Source organism: Pseudohongiella sp. O18 (assembly GCF_021729085.1).
Lineage (GTDB): Bacteria > Pseudomonadota > Gammaproteobacteria > Pseudomonadales > Pseudohongiellaceae > Pseudohongiella.
Genome location: NZ_JAJSAR010000001.1, coordinates 777595 through 793339, shown reverse-complemented (window position 1 = coordinate 793339; position 15745 = coordinate 777595). Strand labels below are relative to the sequence as shown.

At 56.7% G+C, this 15745-nt stretch carries 12 protein-coding genes; 6 read left to right on the top strand and 6 right to left on the bottom strand.

The window, feature by feature from the left end:
• Window positions 1–34: 34 nt before the first annotated feature.
• Together argB and slmA are read left to right on the top strand one after the other, a co-directional pair.
• Window positions 35–952 carry an acetylglutamate kinase gene (gene argB, locus LVD14_RS03530; protein WP_237132647.1) on the top strand — a complete coding sequence of 306 codons (918 nt, stop codon included), beginning with the start codon at window positions 35–37 and terminating at the stop codon, window positions 950–952.
• Entirely contained in the window at window positions 952–1620 is a 669-nt protein-coding gene (slmA, locus tag LVD14_RS03525; protein ID WP_237132646.1) for a nucleoid occlusion factor SlmA, read from the top strand. The genes argB and slmA overlap by 1 nt, the downstream gene beginning before the upstream one ends.
• A 20-nt stretch (window positions 1621–1640) precedes the next feature.
• Here the strand turns inward: slmA and pyrE are convergent, their stop codons facing one another.
• Together pyrE and rph are read right to left on the bottom strand one after the other, a co-directional pair.
• The gene (gene pyrE, locus LVD14_RS03520) at window positions 1641–2288 is read right to left on the bottom strand and encodes an orotate phosphoribosyltransferase (RefSeq protein WP_317622695.1); all 648 of its coding nucleotides are present in this window, start codon (window positions 2286–2288) and stop codon (window positions 1641–1643) included.
• A gap of 29 nt (window positions 2289–2317) precedes the next feature.
• Window positions 2318–3064 (bottom strand): ribonuclease PH, encoded by a 747-nt coding sequence (gene rph, locus LVD14_RS03515; RefSeq protein ID WP_237132644.1) that lies wholly within the window; start codon window positions 3062–3064, stop codon window positions 2318–2320.
• 163 nt (window positions 3065–3227) lie between these two features.
• Between rph and LVD14_RS03510 the strand changes: the two genes are divergently transcribed.
• Window positions 3228–4094 carry a YicC/YloC family endoribonuclease gene (locus tag LVD14_RS03510; protein WP_237132643.1) on the top strand — a complete coding sequence of 289 codons (867 nt, stop codon included), beginning with the start codon at window positions 3228–3230 and terminating at the stop codon, window positions 4092–4094.
• A 2-nt stretch (window positions 4095–4096) separates the two neighbouring features.
• Here the strand turns inward: LVD14_RS03510 and LVD14_RS03505 are convergent, their stop codons facing one another.
• The 4 genes from LVD14_RS03505 to LVD14_RS03490 all read right to left on the bottom strand — a co-directional run bounded on the left by LVD14_RS03505 (window position 4097) and on the right by LVD14_RS03490 (window position 11976).
• Window positions 4097–4852, bottom strand: coding sequence for an SDR family oxidoreductase (locus LVD14_RS03505; protein ID WP_237132642.1), 756 nt, complete (start codon window positions 4850–4852; stop codon window positions 4097–4099).
• 60 nt (window positions 4853–4912) lie between these two features.
• Window positions 4913–5836 (bottom strand): transglutaminase family protein, encoded by a 924-nt coding sequence (locus LVD14_RS03500; protein ID WP_237132641.1) that lies wholly within the window; start codon window positions 5834–5836, stop codon window positions 4913–4915.
• Window positions 5833–8457, bottom strand: coding sequence for a circularly permuted type 2 ATP-grasp protein (locus tag LVD14_RS03495; protein WP_237132640.1), 2625 nt, complete (start codon window positions 8455–8457; stop codon window positions 5833–5835). Before LVD14_RS03495 ends, LVD14_RS03500 begins: the two co-directional genes overlap by 4 nt.
• Before the next feature lie 129 nt (window positions 8458–8586).
• Window positions 8587–11976, bottom strand: coding sequence for a DUF2126 domain-containing protein (locus LVD14_RS03490; protein WP_237132639.1), 3390 nt, complete (start codon window positions 11974–11976; stop codon window positions 8587–8589).
• Between the two features lie 227 nt (window positions 11977–12203).
• Here LVD14_RS03490 and LVD14_RS03485 point away from each other — a divergent pair, with 227 nt between their 5' ends.
• The 3 genes from LVD14_RS03485 to LVD14_RS03475 are packed head-to-tail and all read left to right on the top strand — an operon-like array spanning window position 12204 to window position 15745.
• Entirely contained in the window at window positions 12204–13658 is a 1455-nt protein-coding gene (locus LVD14_RS03485; RefSeq protein WP_237132638.1) for a circularly permuted type 2 ATP-grasp protein, read from the top strand.
• Between the two features lie 2 nt (window positions 13659–13660).
• Complete coding sequence (locus LVD14_RS03480) at window positions 13661–14623, top strand: alpha-E domain-containing protein (protein ID WP_237132637.1); 963 nt, start codon at window positions 13661–13663, stop codon at window positions 14621–14623.
• On the top strand, window positions 14624–15745 hold the full coding sequence (locus LVD14_RS03475) for a putative zinc-binding metallopeptidase (RefSeq protein ID WP_237132636.1): 1122 nt from the start codon (window positions 14624–14626) through the stop codon (window positions 15743–15745). It abuts the gene before it with no gap.

Sequence of the window (15745 nt, the reverse complement as noted above, 5' to 3'; positions counted from 1 at the left end):
CTCTTGTAATCCAACGAATTGAGTGGAATTTCTGATGCCCCTGGACCTAGCAGCCGCCAAGAATATTGCCAACGTACTGACTGAATCACTGCCCTACATTCAACAGTTCACTGGCAGCACCATCGTCGTAAAGTACGGCGGCAACGCAATGACTGACGAAACCCTGAAAAACAGTTTTGCCCGCGACATCGTGCTGATGAAGCTGGTTGGCATGAATCCAGTGGTGGTTCATGGTGGCGGTCCGCAGATCGGCTCGTTGCTGGAGCGGCTCAACATTCAGTCCGAATTTATCGAAGGCCAGCGTGTCACCGACAGTCAGACCATGGATGTGGTGGAGATGGTGCTTGGCGGCCTTGTAAACCAGGAAATTGTGGCTCTGCTGAACAAGAACGGTGGCAAAGCCATCGGCATCACCGGCAAGGATGGCAACCTGATCCGCGCCGAAAAGCTGCTCAAGAAAAAAGCCGGTGACAACGGCCAGGCCGACAAACTGCTGGACCTGGGCCAGGTGGGCAAGGTCACCCGCATCAATACCGAGGTGCTGCGCATGATGGAGCACAGTGATTTCATTCCGGTGATCGCCCCCATTGGTGTTGACGACAGCGGCGCCACCTACAATATCAACGCCGATACAGTAGCTGGTGAAATTGCCAAGGTGCTGAACGCCGAGAAACTGATGCTGTTGACCAATATTTCCGGCGTCATGGACAAAAAGGGTAATGTTCTCACCGGGCTGACAACCGCCCAGGTGGATGAGCTGATTTCCGACGGCACGATCTACGGCGGCATGCTGCCAAAGATCAACTGTGCGCTGGAGGCAGTGAACCATGGCGTGCGTAGCGCGCACATCATTGATGGTCGGGTTGAGCACGCAGTACTGCTGGAAATATTTACGCACACTGGCGTCGGCACATTGATCAGCAACACGCGCACCACAGGAGAATCTGCCTGATGAATACACCCGCTGCGCAGACCAGAGACGCCAGCTCCAGAGCTGCCAAAAAAACATCCCGCAAGGAACAGATTCTGCAGTCTCTGGCGCAAATGCTGGAATCGGGCCCTGGCGCCCGCATTACCACAGCGGCACTGGCGAGAGAGGTGGGCGTTTCCGAGGCCGCGCTTTACCGGCACTTTCCCAGCAAGGCGCGCATGTTTGAGGGGCTTATCAAGTTTATTGAAGATACGCTGTTCACCCGCATCAGCCGCATCCTGCAGGACGAACTGACTACCGCCGAGCGCTGCGAGAAGATTCTGACTCTGCTGGTGACGTTTGCGGAAAAGAATCCGGGGATGACCCGGCTGCTGGTCGGCGACGCACTGACTGGAGAAACAGACCGGCTCCGAGCACGCATCAGCCAGTTGTTTGACCGGCTGGAAGCACAACTCAAGCAGGTACTGCGGGAAGCGCAGATTCGCGAGAATCTCAAACCACCAGTCTCACCTGCGGTTCTGGCGAACCTGCTATTGTCCGCCGCTGAAGGCCGCCTGGTCCAGTTTGTCCGCAGCGAATTCAGCCGCAAGCCGACTGAACACTGGGATGAGCAGTGGCACTACCTGCAACAGAACCTGCTGCAGCCGTTTAGTGAGGCCACTGCCAATCCCAGCCCATACAACTTCTAGAATACCCGCCCGCGCCAGCGTTACACACCGTAGCGCTGGCGATAATTGCGAATCGCCGGCAAAAAGGCCTTGAGTTCCTCGTCGTCCTGATAAAGTAGAAAATCCATGATCTGGTTCAGGTTGATCAGGCTCAGCACCGGCACATGATATTCCTTCTCGATTTCCTGAATGGCGGACAGTTCGCCCTGGCCGCGCTCCTGCCTGTCGAGGGCAACCAGAATGCCGGCCGGTTTGGCATCTGCCTGTTTGATCATGCTCATGACTTCGCGAATCGCCGTCCCTGCGGTAATCACGTCGTCAACAATCATCACCCTGCCCTGCAGCGGTGATCCAACGATGTTGCCGCCTTCACCGTGAGCTTTCGCCTCTTTGCGGTTAAAGCTGTAGGGCTTGTTGATGCCGTGCTCGGATGCCAGGGCCGCTGCAGACACTGACACCAGTGGAATGCCCTTGTAGGCCGGCCCAAACAACAGATCATAATCAAGGCCACAGCTGGCCAGCATGCTTGCGTAGCAGCTTCCTATAAAAGCCAGTGCCTCACCGGTATTAAACAGACCAGCGTTAAAAAAGTAAGGGCTCACTCGCTCGGACTTTAGCGTGAACTCTCCGAACTTCAGGATGTTATGTTCTATCGCGTACTCCAGAAAACGCATTTGATACGGTTTCAGAGTCATCTCCTGTTCCTCGTGTGTGTCGCTCATGCCAGCCCCAGCGCCTGCTTTTGCTTCACAATCAATTCGGCAATTCCTTTTTGCGCCAGGCCGATCATCTGCTGTAGTTGTTCAAAGTCATAATCGCCGTCTTCGGCGGTCCCCTGTACTTCGATAAAGCGTCCTGCATCGTTCATTACAACATTCATATCGGTCTCGGCGTTTGAATCTTCAGCGTAATCAAGATCCAGCACTGGCATCCCCTGATACATGCCAACCGAAACCGAGCCAATCAACTGCTTGATCGGGTTCTGCTTGATCAGTTTTTTCTCAAGCATGAAAGTGATCGCATCGTGCAATGCCACACAGCCACCCGTGATGGAGGCCGTACGTGTGCCACCATCGGCCTGAATCACGTCACAATCCAGTTTGATGGTATTTTCGCCAAGCAGTGACATGTCCAGAGCTGCTCGCAGTGAGCGACCAATAAGGCGCTGAATTTCCTGTGTGCGACCACTCTGCTTGCCTCGTGCCGCCTCGCGATCCATTCGTGAACCGGTGGAGCGTGGCAGCATGCCGTATTCCGCAGTGACCCAGCCCTGGCCACTTCCCTTCAGAAATCGCGGCACTCCCTCCTCCACACTAGCGGTACAGATAACCTTGGTGTCACCAAACTCAACCAGTACCGAGCCTTCGGCGTGTTTGGTATAGCGGCGGGTCAGGCGGATATCGCGAAGCTGGTCGCCAGCGCGCTGACTGGGACGGATAACGGAATTCTGGATAGTGTCAGACATGTAACCTCAAAATACTGATGAATGTTCGGCCTGTGATTATCCCGCATTCCCCCCGGCATTGCACTCGTCGATCTTTGTGCGATTGGGTTACACTTGATCGTTTACGACAGATGTAAATCTGCTCGCACACCGCAGCAACACGCACAGGAACAAAGGGGACACTATGGTAGCCAGCATGACGGCTTTCGCCAGGAAGCAAAAAGAGTATGACTGGGGCACGCTGAGCTGGGAGATACGTTCCGTCAATCATCGCTACCTGGAGCCGGGCCTGCGCATACCTGAGATGTTCAAGTCGCTTGAGCCCGCTGTACGGGACGCCCTGCGCAAGGCGATCGCGCGCGGCAAGGTCGATTGCGCACTGCGCTACCAGATGCGCGAGGATGTCTCCGTGCAGGAGGCCCTGAATACCGAGCGCGTTCAGCATCTAAAATCCCTGAGCGATCAGGTCAGCGCCATCATCAGCGATGCGCGCCCTCTGACCGTCGCAGACGTCCTGCGCTGGCCGGGCGTCATGCAGGAGCATGAACTGGATGCCGACAGTATGCACAGCGATGCGCTGGCGCTGTTGCAGGAGACCCTGGCCGATTTTAACGAAGCGCGGCAGCGTGAAGGCGATGAGCTGGCCAGGCTGATTCGCCAGCGTCTGGCTGCCATCGCCGAGATAGTCAGCTCATTGCGAGACCGGCTGCCGGAGATTCTGCAGCGTCAGCAGGACAACATCCGCAGCCGTCTTGACGCCTTCAAGACAGAACTCGATCCAGCACGTCTGGAGCAGGAAACCGTGCTGCTGGCCCAGAAGGCCGATGTGGATGAGGAACTCGACCGTCTGGATACCCACCTGGCTGAAGTGGAGCGCGTGCTGGGCCGCAAAGAGCCCATCGGCCGGCGCCTGGACTTTCTGATGCAGGAGCTCAACCGCGAGGCGAACACCCTGTCATCCAAGTCTATTGTGGCCGAAACCACACTGAATGCGGTGGAGCTGAAGGTGCTGATCGAGCAGATGCGCGAGCAGATCCAGAATATTGAGTGATTTCACTCGCGATGGATATGAAACGGCGCCCAGGTCTGGCTCACCGGCATGACTTCCAGCGTGTTTACATTGACATGGGCCGGGGTTGAATTCACCCAGTAAACGATGTCGGCGATATCCTCGCCACTGAGCGGCTGAGTCCCTTCATAGACTTTGCTGGCCTTGTCAGTATCCCATTTGAAGCGCACGTTGGAGAAATTGGTCTCACACATCCCAGGCTCAATGTTGGTGACACGAATGCGCGTGCCGCGCAGGTCCGAGCGCAGGCCGCGCGAGAACTGCTGCACAAAGGCTTTACTGGCCCCATAGGCATTGCCACCAGGATAGGGCCAGTTGCCGGCCGTTGAGCCAATGTTGATAACGTGCCCGACATTGCGCTCCACCATGCCTGGCAACACGCGCCGGGTCACCCTGAGCAGACCCATGATGTTGGTCTGCACCATGGTTTCCCAGTCTTCCATGTGGGCCTCATGTGCGGGCTCCAGACCCAGCGCCAGACCGGCATTGTTAACGAGCACATCGATGTGCTGAAAGGCCTTGGGCAGACTCAGAAAAAACGCATCAATGGATGCAGGATCGGTAACATCCAGACGGGCCGCATGGACATCAGTGACGGATTGCAGGGAGTCCGCCAGCGCCTTCAATTTGTCTTCGCTCCGGGCCGCCAGAATCACGGCAAAGCCATGCTCGGCGAACTTCCGCGCGGTCGCTTCACCAATGCCCGAGGAGGCTCCTGTCACCAGTACCACTTTTTTCATCACTGACTCCTGTCTCTTGATTTGTGCGTGCCGGATATTATGTCGCAAACAGCGCGTCCGCTATTTGCCAAAATCCAGGGCCACGGCTGTGGTCTGCTCGACTTCTTTGGGAATGACATCCACAGCTACTGACAGCTCATGCTCCCCGCCGCCGGTCATGACACCTTTGAGCGGTGTCACGTCAGCATAATCACGGCCCCAGCCCAGCACGATATAACGCTCGTCCGGCAGGCAGCCGTTGGTTGGATCCAGCTCCAGCCAGCCCCAACCCGGAATGAAGGCCGCAATCCAGGCATGGGTGGCATCAGCACCCAGCAGTTTCTCCTGTCCGGGAGGTGGCAGGGTCTCCATGTAACCGCTCACGTAGCGCGCTGGCAGCCCAAGAGAGCGCAGGCATCCGATCATCAGATGCGCAAAATCCTGACAGACGCCGCGCTTGGCAGCCATAACCTCATGCACCGGGGTTGCCGTCGTGGTGACCCCCGGATCATAAGTGAATTCATCAAATATGCGTTTATTCAGGATATGCAGGCCCTGAATCAGGTCTGAAGTGTCTTCAAAACACTCTTCGGCGTACTGCTGAAGTGTCTGCTGCTGCCGGACAAATGGCGACTCCAGCACGTACAGCCTGGCGTCGATACATTCTCTGTTCCCGGTACGGTGACTTTGCGCGACATCGGATACCGCATCAGGCCAGGTAATGGTGCTGAATATGTCCTGGGCAGGACGCGCGCTGACATCAACCTCACTTACGACCACCACTTCGAGGCTGTCGTGCACGCTCTCGGTCGAGAAATAGGCAACCCGATTGCCAAAAAAATCGCTGCGCTCGCGCAGCCGGACCGGTTTCGGGCTGATCTGCCACTCGCTGTTCAGACATTTCTGCCAGGGCAGATTGCGCGGCAGAACCCGCGCTTCATTGTGGCTGAGCGTTGCCTGGCCACTGTAATCGTAGCGTGTCAGGTGTCGAATCTGATATCTCATCGGCGCTCACTCCTGGCTGGCGTCTTGCCATCGTCCAGACCCGGGCTGACCTGCATGGTGACCAGCTGGCGCGGCGCCTCAACATGACTGAAGTGACTGTGCGAGATGGCATCCGACAGCGCGGACATCGGCGCAATAATCCGATCCAGCAGATCCGTCAGGGCCTCTCGGGCCGAGTCGGAGTTTTCGAGATCAGCCAGGGTCTCGATATCCATCAAATGCAGAGTACTGGTCGCCTCGATGATCAGGCGGTTCTCCAGGTTACGGTAGGACGACTGCGATTGGCCCGGCAGACGCGCCACCTGCCGCTGAATGCGGCGCAACATATAACCCACCGAACGCGGGTTGGTCTCATCAAACAGCAGCAGATCGAGGATTGCCGATGGATGCAGTTGTGAACGGAAACGACGTCGGTAAACCGTGAAATTGTCAGTCGTGGCCAGCACCACCTCCCATAGCGGGATGCCAGGCTGCCTGGCGGTGAGCAGCGCCAGCTTCAGTAATTCCAGCGTGCCCAGAATGCGTTCGATAAAGCGACCAATGTCCAGAAAGCGCCAGCCATAGTGGTGCGGCATGGTTTCGTTGCAAAGGCCAAAAAATGCAGCAAGATCCAATACCACGGCTTCCAGCAGTCGCTGGCCAGCAACTACGCCGCGCGCGCGAGACATGGCATTGCAGCGCTGGCGAATATTGCTGACCGAGCGCCAGAGGTCGTCGCCAAGATGGTCACGCACGGAACGGCTGTTGCGCACAAAACTGGCAAAAATTCCTGGCATACCCTGTGGCCCCTGGTCTGCCAGCAAATTCAATAATCGGTCCCGCGCCAGCGTATGCGCCTTGGAAAATCTTGGATGCTCAGGAAGCTCCTTCAGCATTTCTTCAAGTTCATCAGCATCAGGTGCCACATCCAATGCGGTCATCAGGTCAGGCAGCAGCGTCGCGCCCTCGCTGTGAGGGTCTTCCTGCAGGAGTTTGGTCAGGGATTCACGCAGCAGACGGGCGCGCACATCCAGGCGTTCCCCGTAGCGGCCCAGCCAGAACAGACTCTCTGCGACCCGGCATGGCAGATCCTTGCCATCACGTGTCACCAGAATGGGACCGCCGGCATGCCTGAGCATACTGATGTGCGGCTGTGGTACCGGCGCCAGCACCCAGATGTCTTTGACCACTGCACTTTTCATCATCGCTGAGCCGGGTTCTCCCACCCAGGCCAGACCGCCAGGCATGATGCGGAAATGCTGCTCGGCAACAGGCTTGGGAATGTCATTCGGTTCCAGCAGTGAAAACAGTCGCAGTGAGGCCTGCTGACGCTCCAGTTGACCGGTGCGGGGATTGAAGCCCGGTGTCACGGCCGTTTTTATGGGACGCTGGGCAGAGAACAGATGGGGGCGCGCATTCAGGTCCATCCTAAGATGACGTGCAGCTTCAAGCCCCATCTGGTCAACCCTGAAGGCTTTGCCAGGTTGTGTAATGTCTCGCAGGATCCATTCTTCCGGTGCCTGTCTTATGCGCTGCAGCGCATCATTGTCTCCACACCACAGTGTTTCACGACATGGCAGCATCAGCGCTTCACCCAGCAGACGTTCACAGAGTACCGGCAGAAATGCCGCCAGGGCCGGATGCTCCAGCACACCGGCGCCCAGCGCGTTGACGATCCTGACTTCACCATCACGCGCAGCCTGCAGCAGGCCTGGGACACCCAGCAGCGAATCCGGTCGCAGCTCCAGCGGGTCACACCAGGGGTCATTGATCTGGCGCAGAATGACATCAACCTGGTTCAGCCCACCCAGTGTTCGCACGCATACCTGGCCTTCGCGCACGACCAGATCGTCGCCCTCTACCAGAGGCACGTTCATGTAGTTTGCCAGCCAGGCGTGTTCGAAATAACCGGGACTTCCTGGACCCGGCGTCAGCAGGACGATATTGGCCTGCTCGCGGTGCGCCGGCGCCAGTGCCGCCAGGCATCGGTGCTGTGCCTGCAGAAACCCGGCCAGTCGTTTCAGTGGTGCATCACGGTAAAGGCCCGGCAGTGCGCGGGACAGTGTGATCCGGTTTTCCAGTGCGTAACCCACACCGGAGGGTGATTGTGTCAGGTCGCCAAGCACCAGCCATTGCCCTTCATGATCGCGAACAACATCGCAGCCGTGGGAAATCAGCAGCGGTCGTTCAACCATGGGGGGCGAGTCAGCGGCAGAAAACAGAAATCCGGGATGGGTATAAACCAGCTCCGGCGGCAACAGACCCTCAGCAATCACATGGCGTTCACCGTACAGATCATCCAGCAGGTGAGCCAGAAGCCTGCTGCGTTGCTGCAGCCCTTTTTCCAGCGCGTCCCATTCAGCCGTACTGATGACCCAGGGCATGCAGTCGAGTCGCCAGGAGCGCTGCTGGCCGGGGTCGTCTTCGTAAGGATTAAAGGTGACACCATTCTCGTGCAGCAGGTTTTGTGCTTCGTCGCTGCGCTGTGTGAGAAGCTCTGCGCCCAGCGCTGCAAATTCAGTCAGCAGCTGCTGCCAGTGCGCCCTGACCTGCCCACGCTCGTACAACTCGTCATGAGCACCATGACCAGGGTAGTCGCCCAGCAGGGATTTGACGGGGTCAGCGGGGCTTGCGGACTGCATGGGTTGGCCTGTTCCTGATTAAAAACCGGTAGATCTTGTCATGCGGTGTATCGGCTGACAAGTACACATGCTTAGTGTCCAGTCTGCCTGGTTCGCAAAGTTCTTGAGCGACCGCCAGTTGCCAGAGCACTACAGATCTGAATCAGTGACTGCGCTGCGCCTCAGGTCCAGGGTATGCGGGTACTCCCGCACCGACACACGCTTGATTTCAGCAATCTGTCCCTGAGTATGACCATGGGCCCAGAACCGCGCCATACGCCTGGCCTCAGCCTCGTTTGCGTTGACCGGGAATGTCTCGTAGTTTCTGCCAGCCGGATGCGACACATGGTAGGTACAGCCACCTATAGAACGCCCATTCCAGGTATCCACCAGATCAAAGACCAGCGGTGCGTGCACCTTGATCATCGGGTGCAGTGCCGATGGTGGCTGCCAGGCTCTGAAACGTACCGCCGCCACCGCCTGCGCGGATTGCTCGGTAGGCTGCAGCGGGACCTTGTAGCCATTGCAGGTAAGGACATGGCGTGCCGGGTTGTAGCCTGTCAATTTGACTTCCAGCCTCTCGACAGATGAATCGACATAACGCGCTGTGCCGCCGCCGCTGGCTTCCTCTCCCAGCACATGCCAGGGCTCTATTGCCTGTCGCAGCTGAATTTGCACGCTGTCGTACTGCGCCTCGCCGGCCAGCGGAAAACGAAACTCCAGGAATGGCGCAAACCATTCGCTCTGGAATTCGAAGCCATGATCGCGCAGATCTGCCAGCACGTCACACAGATCCTGCCAGATGTAGTACGGCATCATCCATTTATCGTGCAGCGCGGTTCCCCAACGCACCAGTGGCTTGCGATAGGGTGAGGCGTAAAACCTGGCTACCAGCGCCCGAATCAACAATTGCTGCATCAGGCTCATCTCTGCATGCGGTGGCATTTCAAAACCGCGCAATTCCAGCAAGCCCAGGCGCCCGGTAGCGGAGTCCGGTGAGTACAACTTGTCGATACAGAACTCGGCACGATGGGTGTTGCCAGTAATATCGGTCAGCAAATTCCGCAACAAGCGATCCACAATCCAGGGGGCTGGAACATCGCCAACTGGCATTTGCGACATCGCGATCTCCAGCTCATAGAGGGCTTCATGACGCGCCTCATCGACGCGCGGCGCCTGACTGGTCGGCCCAAGGAACATTCCTGAGAACAGGTAGGAAAGACTGGGATGGTGCTGCCAGAATGTCAGCATGCTGGCCAGCAGGTCCGGCCGTCGCAGGAAGGGGGAGTCAGCCGGCGTTGCCCCGCCCAGCGTGACATGGTTACCCCCGCCAGTGCCGGTGTGCCGGCCATCAAGCATGAACTTTTCCGTTCCCAGCCTGCTCAGCCGTGCCTCTTCATACAGCACACGGGTATTGGTGACCAGTTCGCGCCAGCTCTTCGATGGCGCGACGTTGACTTCGATGACACCGGGATCCGGCGTGATCATGAATTTTTGCAGGCGGGGGTCTGAAGGTGGTGGATATCCCTCTATGCAGACTGGCAACTTCAGCTCGGCCGCTGTGTTCTCAATAGCTGCCAGCAAAGCCAGATAGTCTTCCAGCAGCGGCAGCGGCGGCATGAATACGAATAATTTGCCGTCTCTGGGTTCCAGACACAATGCGGTGCCGATGGTTTCATCCGCTTTCTCATTCGGGATCTGTTCCTGCCATTCCTGGCTCCGCCCATGAATATGCAGGCCAGTTTGCGTGACCCCCGGCTGTATTTGCGGCGACTCGCTATACCACTGGGCGACCTCGCCGTTTTCGTCCTCCAGCGGTGGCAGCTCCCCAAACCAGGAAGGCGCCTGCTCTTCTTCACGCTTTTTGACTGGCAACGCACTCAATGGCAATCGCAAACCCATTGGCGAATCGCCAGGGATCAGATACAGATGATCGCGACGCACATGCCAGCGGCCGCTCAACCACAGCCGCGGCTGTTTTGACTCACTCTGTTGCACCGAAGTTGCCGTCAGTGGAAGTGCCAGACCCACCAACGCGTCCATACCACGCTCGAGCAAACGTGCGAGTCGCAGGCGATCTTCATCCTTGCCCAGCTTTTCGCTGCGCAGATCAATATCAACCGGCTGTTGACGCTCCAGCCATAGATAGTGATACGCATCCTCATAACACGGGATCAGGTACTTTTCGTCGAGCGCAAGGCGCTTGACCAGAACACTGGCAAACTGACGTAATTGAGACTCGCCAACTCCATAGTCCTGATCCATGCGGGCCAGCCAGCGATCATCTTTCCAGATTGCCTTGCCGTCTTTTCGCCAGTAACAGGCAAGCGCCCAACGCGGCAGCGGTTCGCCGGGATACCACTTGCCCTGCTGATAATGCAGCAGGGAGTTGGATGCGTAGTGTGGTCGCAGGCGGTGCAGCAGATTCTCGGCGAACCGGCGCTTTGTGGGTCCCTGCGCGGCGATGGTCCATTCTGGTGCATCCATATCATCGATTGACACAAAAGTGGGCTCACCTCCCATGGTCAATCGCACATCAAGTGTTTCCAGTTGCGTATCCACCTGCTCGCCCAGCGCATCAATTTTTTCCCACTGCGCGTCTGTGTATGGCTTGGTAACCCGGGGGTCCTCGTGAATGCGGGTCACGCTCATGGCGAAGTCAAACTCAACCTCACACTTTCCTGTTGAGCCGGTGATTGCAGCTGCGGTAGATGGCTCAGGTGTGGCTGCAAGTGGCAGGTGTCCCTCACCAGCAAACAGTCCGGAGGTCGGATCCAGACCGATCCAGCCAGCACCGGGTATGTATACCTCAGTCCAGGCATGCAGGTCGGTGAAATCAACGTCTGTTCCCGATGGCCCATCCAGGGCTTTGACGTCCGCCTTCAGTTGTATCAGATATCCGGACACAAACCGCGCTGCGAGCCCCAGTCGGCGCAGAATATGGACCAGTAACCAGGCCGAATCGCGACATGAGCCTTTGGCCTTCTGCAAGGTCTCCTCAGGCGTCTGAACGCCCGGCTCCATACGGATAAGGTATTCAATATCATTGCTGAGCTGCTGATTCAGTGCCACCAGTGCACTGGCGATCAAGAGGTCTTTTGTGCCCAGCAATTCTGTTCTGGCCCGCTCCAGCCAGGCCTCCAGCAAGGGTCCGTCCTGCCCGTCTGATCCTGCCCGACCTGTTTCCAGGTACGGCGCCAGATCCTTTTTAAGCGCTTCTGGATAGCTGAATGGAAAATGTTCGGCGTACTCCTCCACAAAAAAATCGAAGGGGTTGATGACCGTCATCGGCGCAATGACTTCCACGTCAACGTGAAGCTGGGTCATCTTGTCGGGGAACACGAGCCGCGCCACATGGTTGCCGAATGGGTCCTGCTGCCAGTTGATAAAGTACTGACCACCGGTGATCTTGAGGCTGTAGGCCTCGATGGGTGTGCGGCAGTGGGGTGCTGGTTTCAGGCGAATATGATGCGGATGCACCTGAACGGGTCTGTCAAAGTTATAGCGGGTGGAGTGTTTCAGGGCTACGCGAATCGTCATGACAGGAAGTCCGGCTCATAGAACGGTCTATCGAGCATAGCAAGGGCGATGCCAATTGCAAATGACAAACACTCAACCGTTAATGCAATGTGAGCTGTTTTGATTAAACCGCACCATGCCGCAGTTGCCGATCAACCAGCCGCATGATACAACGTGATGAACTGGTACAGTGATTGCACAATTATTGCAGGAAAACCGCTATCCACGTTTTGGACAAAAAGATCTGAATGAGCAATGTAGACTGGGATACCTATAGTTTTGATGGATTCTATGACGAGCTGATTGCCGCACCCGGCAAGCCCCGTCCCGAAGCACATATGCTATGCGAATATCTGGCACGGCTTGACGCGAAGGAACTGGGCGAGCACAAGGCTGCTGCTGAACTGGCCATTCAACTGATGGGCATCACGTTCACCGTGTATACCGAAGGCAGCATGATAGACCGGGCATGGCCTTTTGACATTGTGCCGCGCATCATACCGCTGCAGGAATGGCAAAAAACCGAGGCCGGCCTGAAACAGCGTGTACAGGCGCTCAACATGTTCATCAATGACCTGTACCACGACCAGAAAATCATCAAAGACGGTGTCTTCCCCGCCGAATTGCTGAAACAATCAGTAAACTTCCGCCCCCAGTGCGTCGGCATCAATACCCCACACAACATCTGGGCACATATCTGTGGCTCAGACCTTGTGCGTGACAAAGACGGTACACTTTACGTGCTCGAGGACAACTTGCGTGTACCCTCGGGCGTCTCTTACATGCTGGAAAACCGTAATGTCACCAAGCGGGTGATGCCAGAGCTTTTTGCTACCGGTTTCATTCAGCCAGTCGACGATTACACATCCCAGCTATACGAAATGCTGGCATCTATGAGCCCGCGCCCTGGTGATGACCCCTCAATAGTCATCCTGACACCAGGCATCTATAACAGCGCCTACTATGAGCATGCCTACCTGGCACAGCAAATGGGTGTGCAGCTGGTTGAAGGATCCGACCTCGTGGTCGGTGATGATGACTGCGTGTACATGCGCATGGTGGACGGCCTTGAGAGAGTCGATGTCATTTATCGGCGCGTTGACGACATGTTCCTTGACCCCGAGGTGTTTAACCCCGAATCGGCGCTGGGTGCCCGAGGCCTGATGCGCGCATGGCGTAAAGGTAATGTGGCGCTGGCCAATGCGCCGGGTGCTGGCGTAGCAGACGACAAGGTGGTGTATGCCTTTGTGCCGAAGATCATCAAATATTATCTCGACCAGGAACCACTGATCCCGAACGTACCCAGCTATCTGTGCATGTTTGAGGACGACCGCAAATACGTACTCGACAATCTGGACAAGCTGGTCGTTAAACCCGCCAATGAGTCGGGTGGCTATGGCATGATGATCGGCCCGCACGTGAATAAAAAAGAACGCAAGAAGTTCGCCGAGCTGATCAAGGCGGACCCTCGCAATTACATGGCGCAGCCGACTCTCGCACTATCAACGTCTCCAACTCTGATCGGTAACGTGATGGAGCCGCGCCATGTTGATCTGCGTCCATTCATTCTATCGGGGCAATCCACTTACGTGACCACCGGCGGTTTGACGCGAGTGGCACTGGTCAAAGGCTCGCTGGTCGTCAACTCTTCCCAGGGTGGCGGCAGTAAGGACACCTGGATTGTCGATGTGGAGGGCCGCTGACCATGCTCTCTCGCGTTGCTGAAAATATATACTGGCTGGCACGTTACATCGAACGAACCGAAGACACCGCACGCCTGCTCAGTGTCAATAGTAACCTGTTGCTGGACCTGCCCCGCGCCACACAACTCGGCTGGTCAGAGATTATTGCGATCACGGGCAACGCCGAACTGTTTGACGAGCTCTATCCCAATCGTGATGAAGTCAGTGTGCTGACTTTCATATGTGGGGATAAGCGCTATGACGGTTCCATCATCCGCTCACTGGCAGCGGCACGTGAGAATCTTCGCACCACACGTGACGTTATCCCCAGAGAGATATGGGAAGAGGTCAACCAGCTGTTTATTGCGGTGCGCGACCAGGTTGAATCGGGTATCACACCACGCAAGCGCGACGCATTTTTGAGACGCGTGATTCGCAGCTGCCAGACTGTCAATGGATTGATTGAGGGCACGCTCAGCTACACGCAGGCGCGCACGTTTCTAATGCTGGGACGTCAGCTCGAGCGTGCAGACATGATCACCCGAATTATCGATGTGAGGTCAGGTAATCTGCTGCCGCGCAGCCCGGGAGAACTGACCCCTTTTGAAAATATTCAATGGATGAGTGTGCTCAAATCACTCAGCGGTTATCAAATGTATCGCCAGCATGTTCGACTGCGTATCCGGGGCCCGGATGTATTGAGCTTCCTGTTGCAGAATCGGAGCTTTCCGCGCGCTGTCGGGACCTGTCTGGAACGATTCGCGAATGCACTATTGACGCTACCACGTCATGAGATTGTACTAAACGAAGTGGAGACCTGCCGCGAGCATCTTTCCAGGGCGGATATCCCGCTGCTGGCCAGTGAGCCGGAGCGCCTGCATGCCTTCGTCGACGATATTCAACTGGACTTCAGTGAGCTTCACGACGCGCTGGCAAAGACCTATTTCGCGCGCGTACAGGATAATGTGCAGACTCAGGCCTCATAGATGATCCTGTTCAGTTCATACAGTCACCGGCAGTTGTGCCAATGTGGCCAGGTCGTATTCTTTGACAACAGCGTTTGCCTGCGTTGTGGCTCGGCGCTTGGCTTTCACCCAGAGCAAGGTCAACTGCAAAGCCTGGTGCCTGCCGAGCAGGCAGGTCGCTGGGTATTGCAGACAGACTGCGACAGCGACAAAGCCGTTATTGCCAGCTATCGACGCTGCGCCAATGTTGACTCTGCCGCACAATGCAACTGGCTTGTCACAGGTTCGCTGGACCAGGATTCGCCTGCCGACCTGTGTCTTGCCTGCGCGACCAACATCACCATTCCTGATCTTTCTCAGTCTGGAAATCCCGACTACTGGCGTCTGTGTGAGCTTGCCAAACGGCGGCTGATTGCGCAGCTGCTGATGTTGGGGCTGCCGGTAAAAACACGGCAAATGGATCCGCAAAAGGGCCTGGGCTTTGAGTTGTTGCGCTGGCAGCCAGGAGAGGATGCTCCTGTCACTGGTCACAAAGCTGGCGTCATAACCATCGATATCGCCGAGGCCGACCCTGCCTTTCGTGAGCAGATTCGTCAACAGATGCAGGAGCCTTACCGCACACTGCTGGGACATTTCCGCCACGAGTCCGGGCATTACTACTGGGATCTCCTGATTCGCGACACCAATTGGTTACCCGTTTACAGAAGCCTGTTTGGTGATGAGCGTCAGGATTACACGGCCTCGCTCCAGAATCACTACAATGTTGGTCCCCCGGCTGACTGGCAAAGCCATTACATCAGCAGCTATGCGGCCTCGCACCCCTGGGAAGACTGGGCAGAAACCTGGGCGCATTATCTGCACATGACTGACACGCTAAGCGCGGCTGAGCAATTTGGTATTGCTGCGGATGCACTGAGCATTCAGACCGATCCCTTCACACAGCAGGATCTTGCAGAGCTTCCATTTCACATGGCTGACTCCGAACTCTCTGACGGCTTTATGCAAAAGGTTAATCAGTGGGTGCGACTGAGCAGCGTCCTCAACGTGCTGGCCCGCAGTATGGGTCAGCCCGACAGCTATCCGTTTGTGTTGACCGTGGATTCGCTGCGTAAGATGTATCTGGTACACAGCGTGATCTCCTGA

Coding starts and splice junctions, on each gene's coding strand:
- argB (WP_237132647.1), top strand. CDS start 35: ATGCCCCTGGACCTAGCAGCCGCCAAGAATATTGCCAACGTACTGACT.
- slmA (WP_237132646.1), top strand. CDS start 952: ATGAATACACCCGCTGCGCAGACCAGAGACGCCAGCTCCAGAGCTGCC.
- rph (WP_237132644.1), bottom strand. CDS start 3,064: ATGTCTGACACTATCCAGAATTCCGTTATCCGTCCCAGTCAGCGCGCT.
- LVD14_RS03510 (WP_237132643.1), top strand. CDS start 3,228: ATGGTAGCCAGCATGACGGCTTTCGCCAGGAAGCAAAAAGAGTATGAC.
- LVD14_RS03505 (WP_237132642.1), bottom strand. CDS start 4,852: ATGAAAAAAGTGGTACTGGTGACAGGAGCCTCCTCGGGCATTGGTGAA.
- LVD14_RS03500 (WP_237132641.1), bottom strand. CDS start 5,836: ATGAGATATCAGATTCGACACCTGACACGCTACGATTACAGTGGCCAG.
- LVD14_RS03495 (WP_237132640.1), bottom strand. CDS start 8,457: ATGCAGTCCGCAAGCCCCGCTGACCCCGTCAAATCCCTGCTGGGCGAC.
- LVD14_RS03490 (WP_237132639.1), bottom strand. CDS start 11,976: ATGACGATTCGCGTAGCCCTGAAACACTCCACCCGCTATAACTTTGAC.
- LVD14_RS03485 (WP_237132638.1), top strand. CDS start 12,204: ATGAGCAATGTAGACTGGGATACCTATAGTTTTGATGGATTCTATGAC.
- LVD14_RS03480 (WP_237132637.1), top strand. CDS start 13,661: ATGCTCTCTCGCGTTGCTGAAAATATATACTGGCTGGCACGTTACATC.
- LVD14_RS03475 (WP_237132636.1), top strand. CDS start 14,624: ATGATCCTGTTCAGTTCATACAGTCACCGGCAGTTGTGCCAATGTGGC.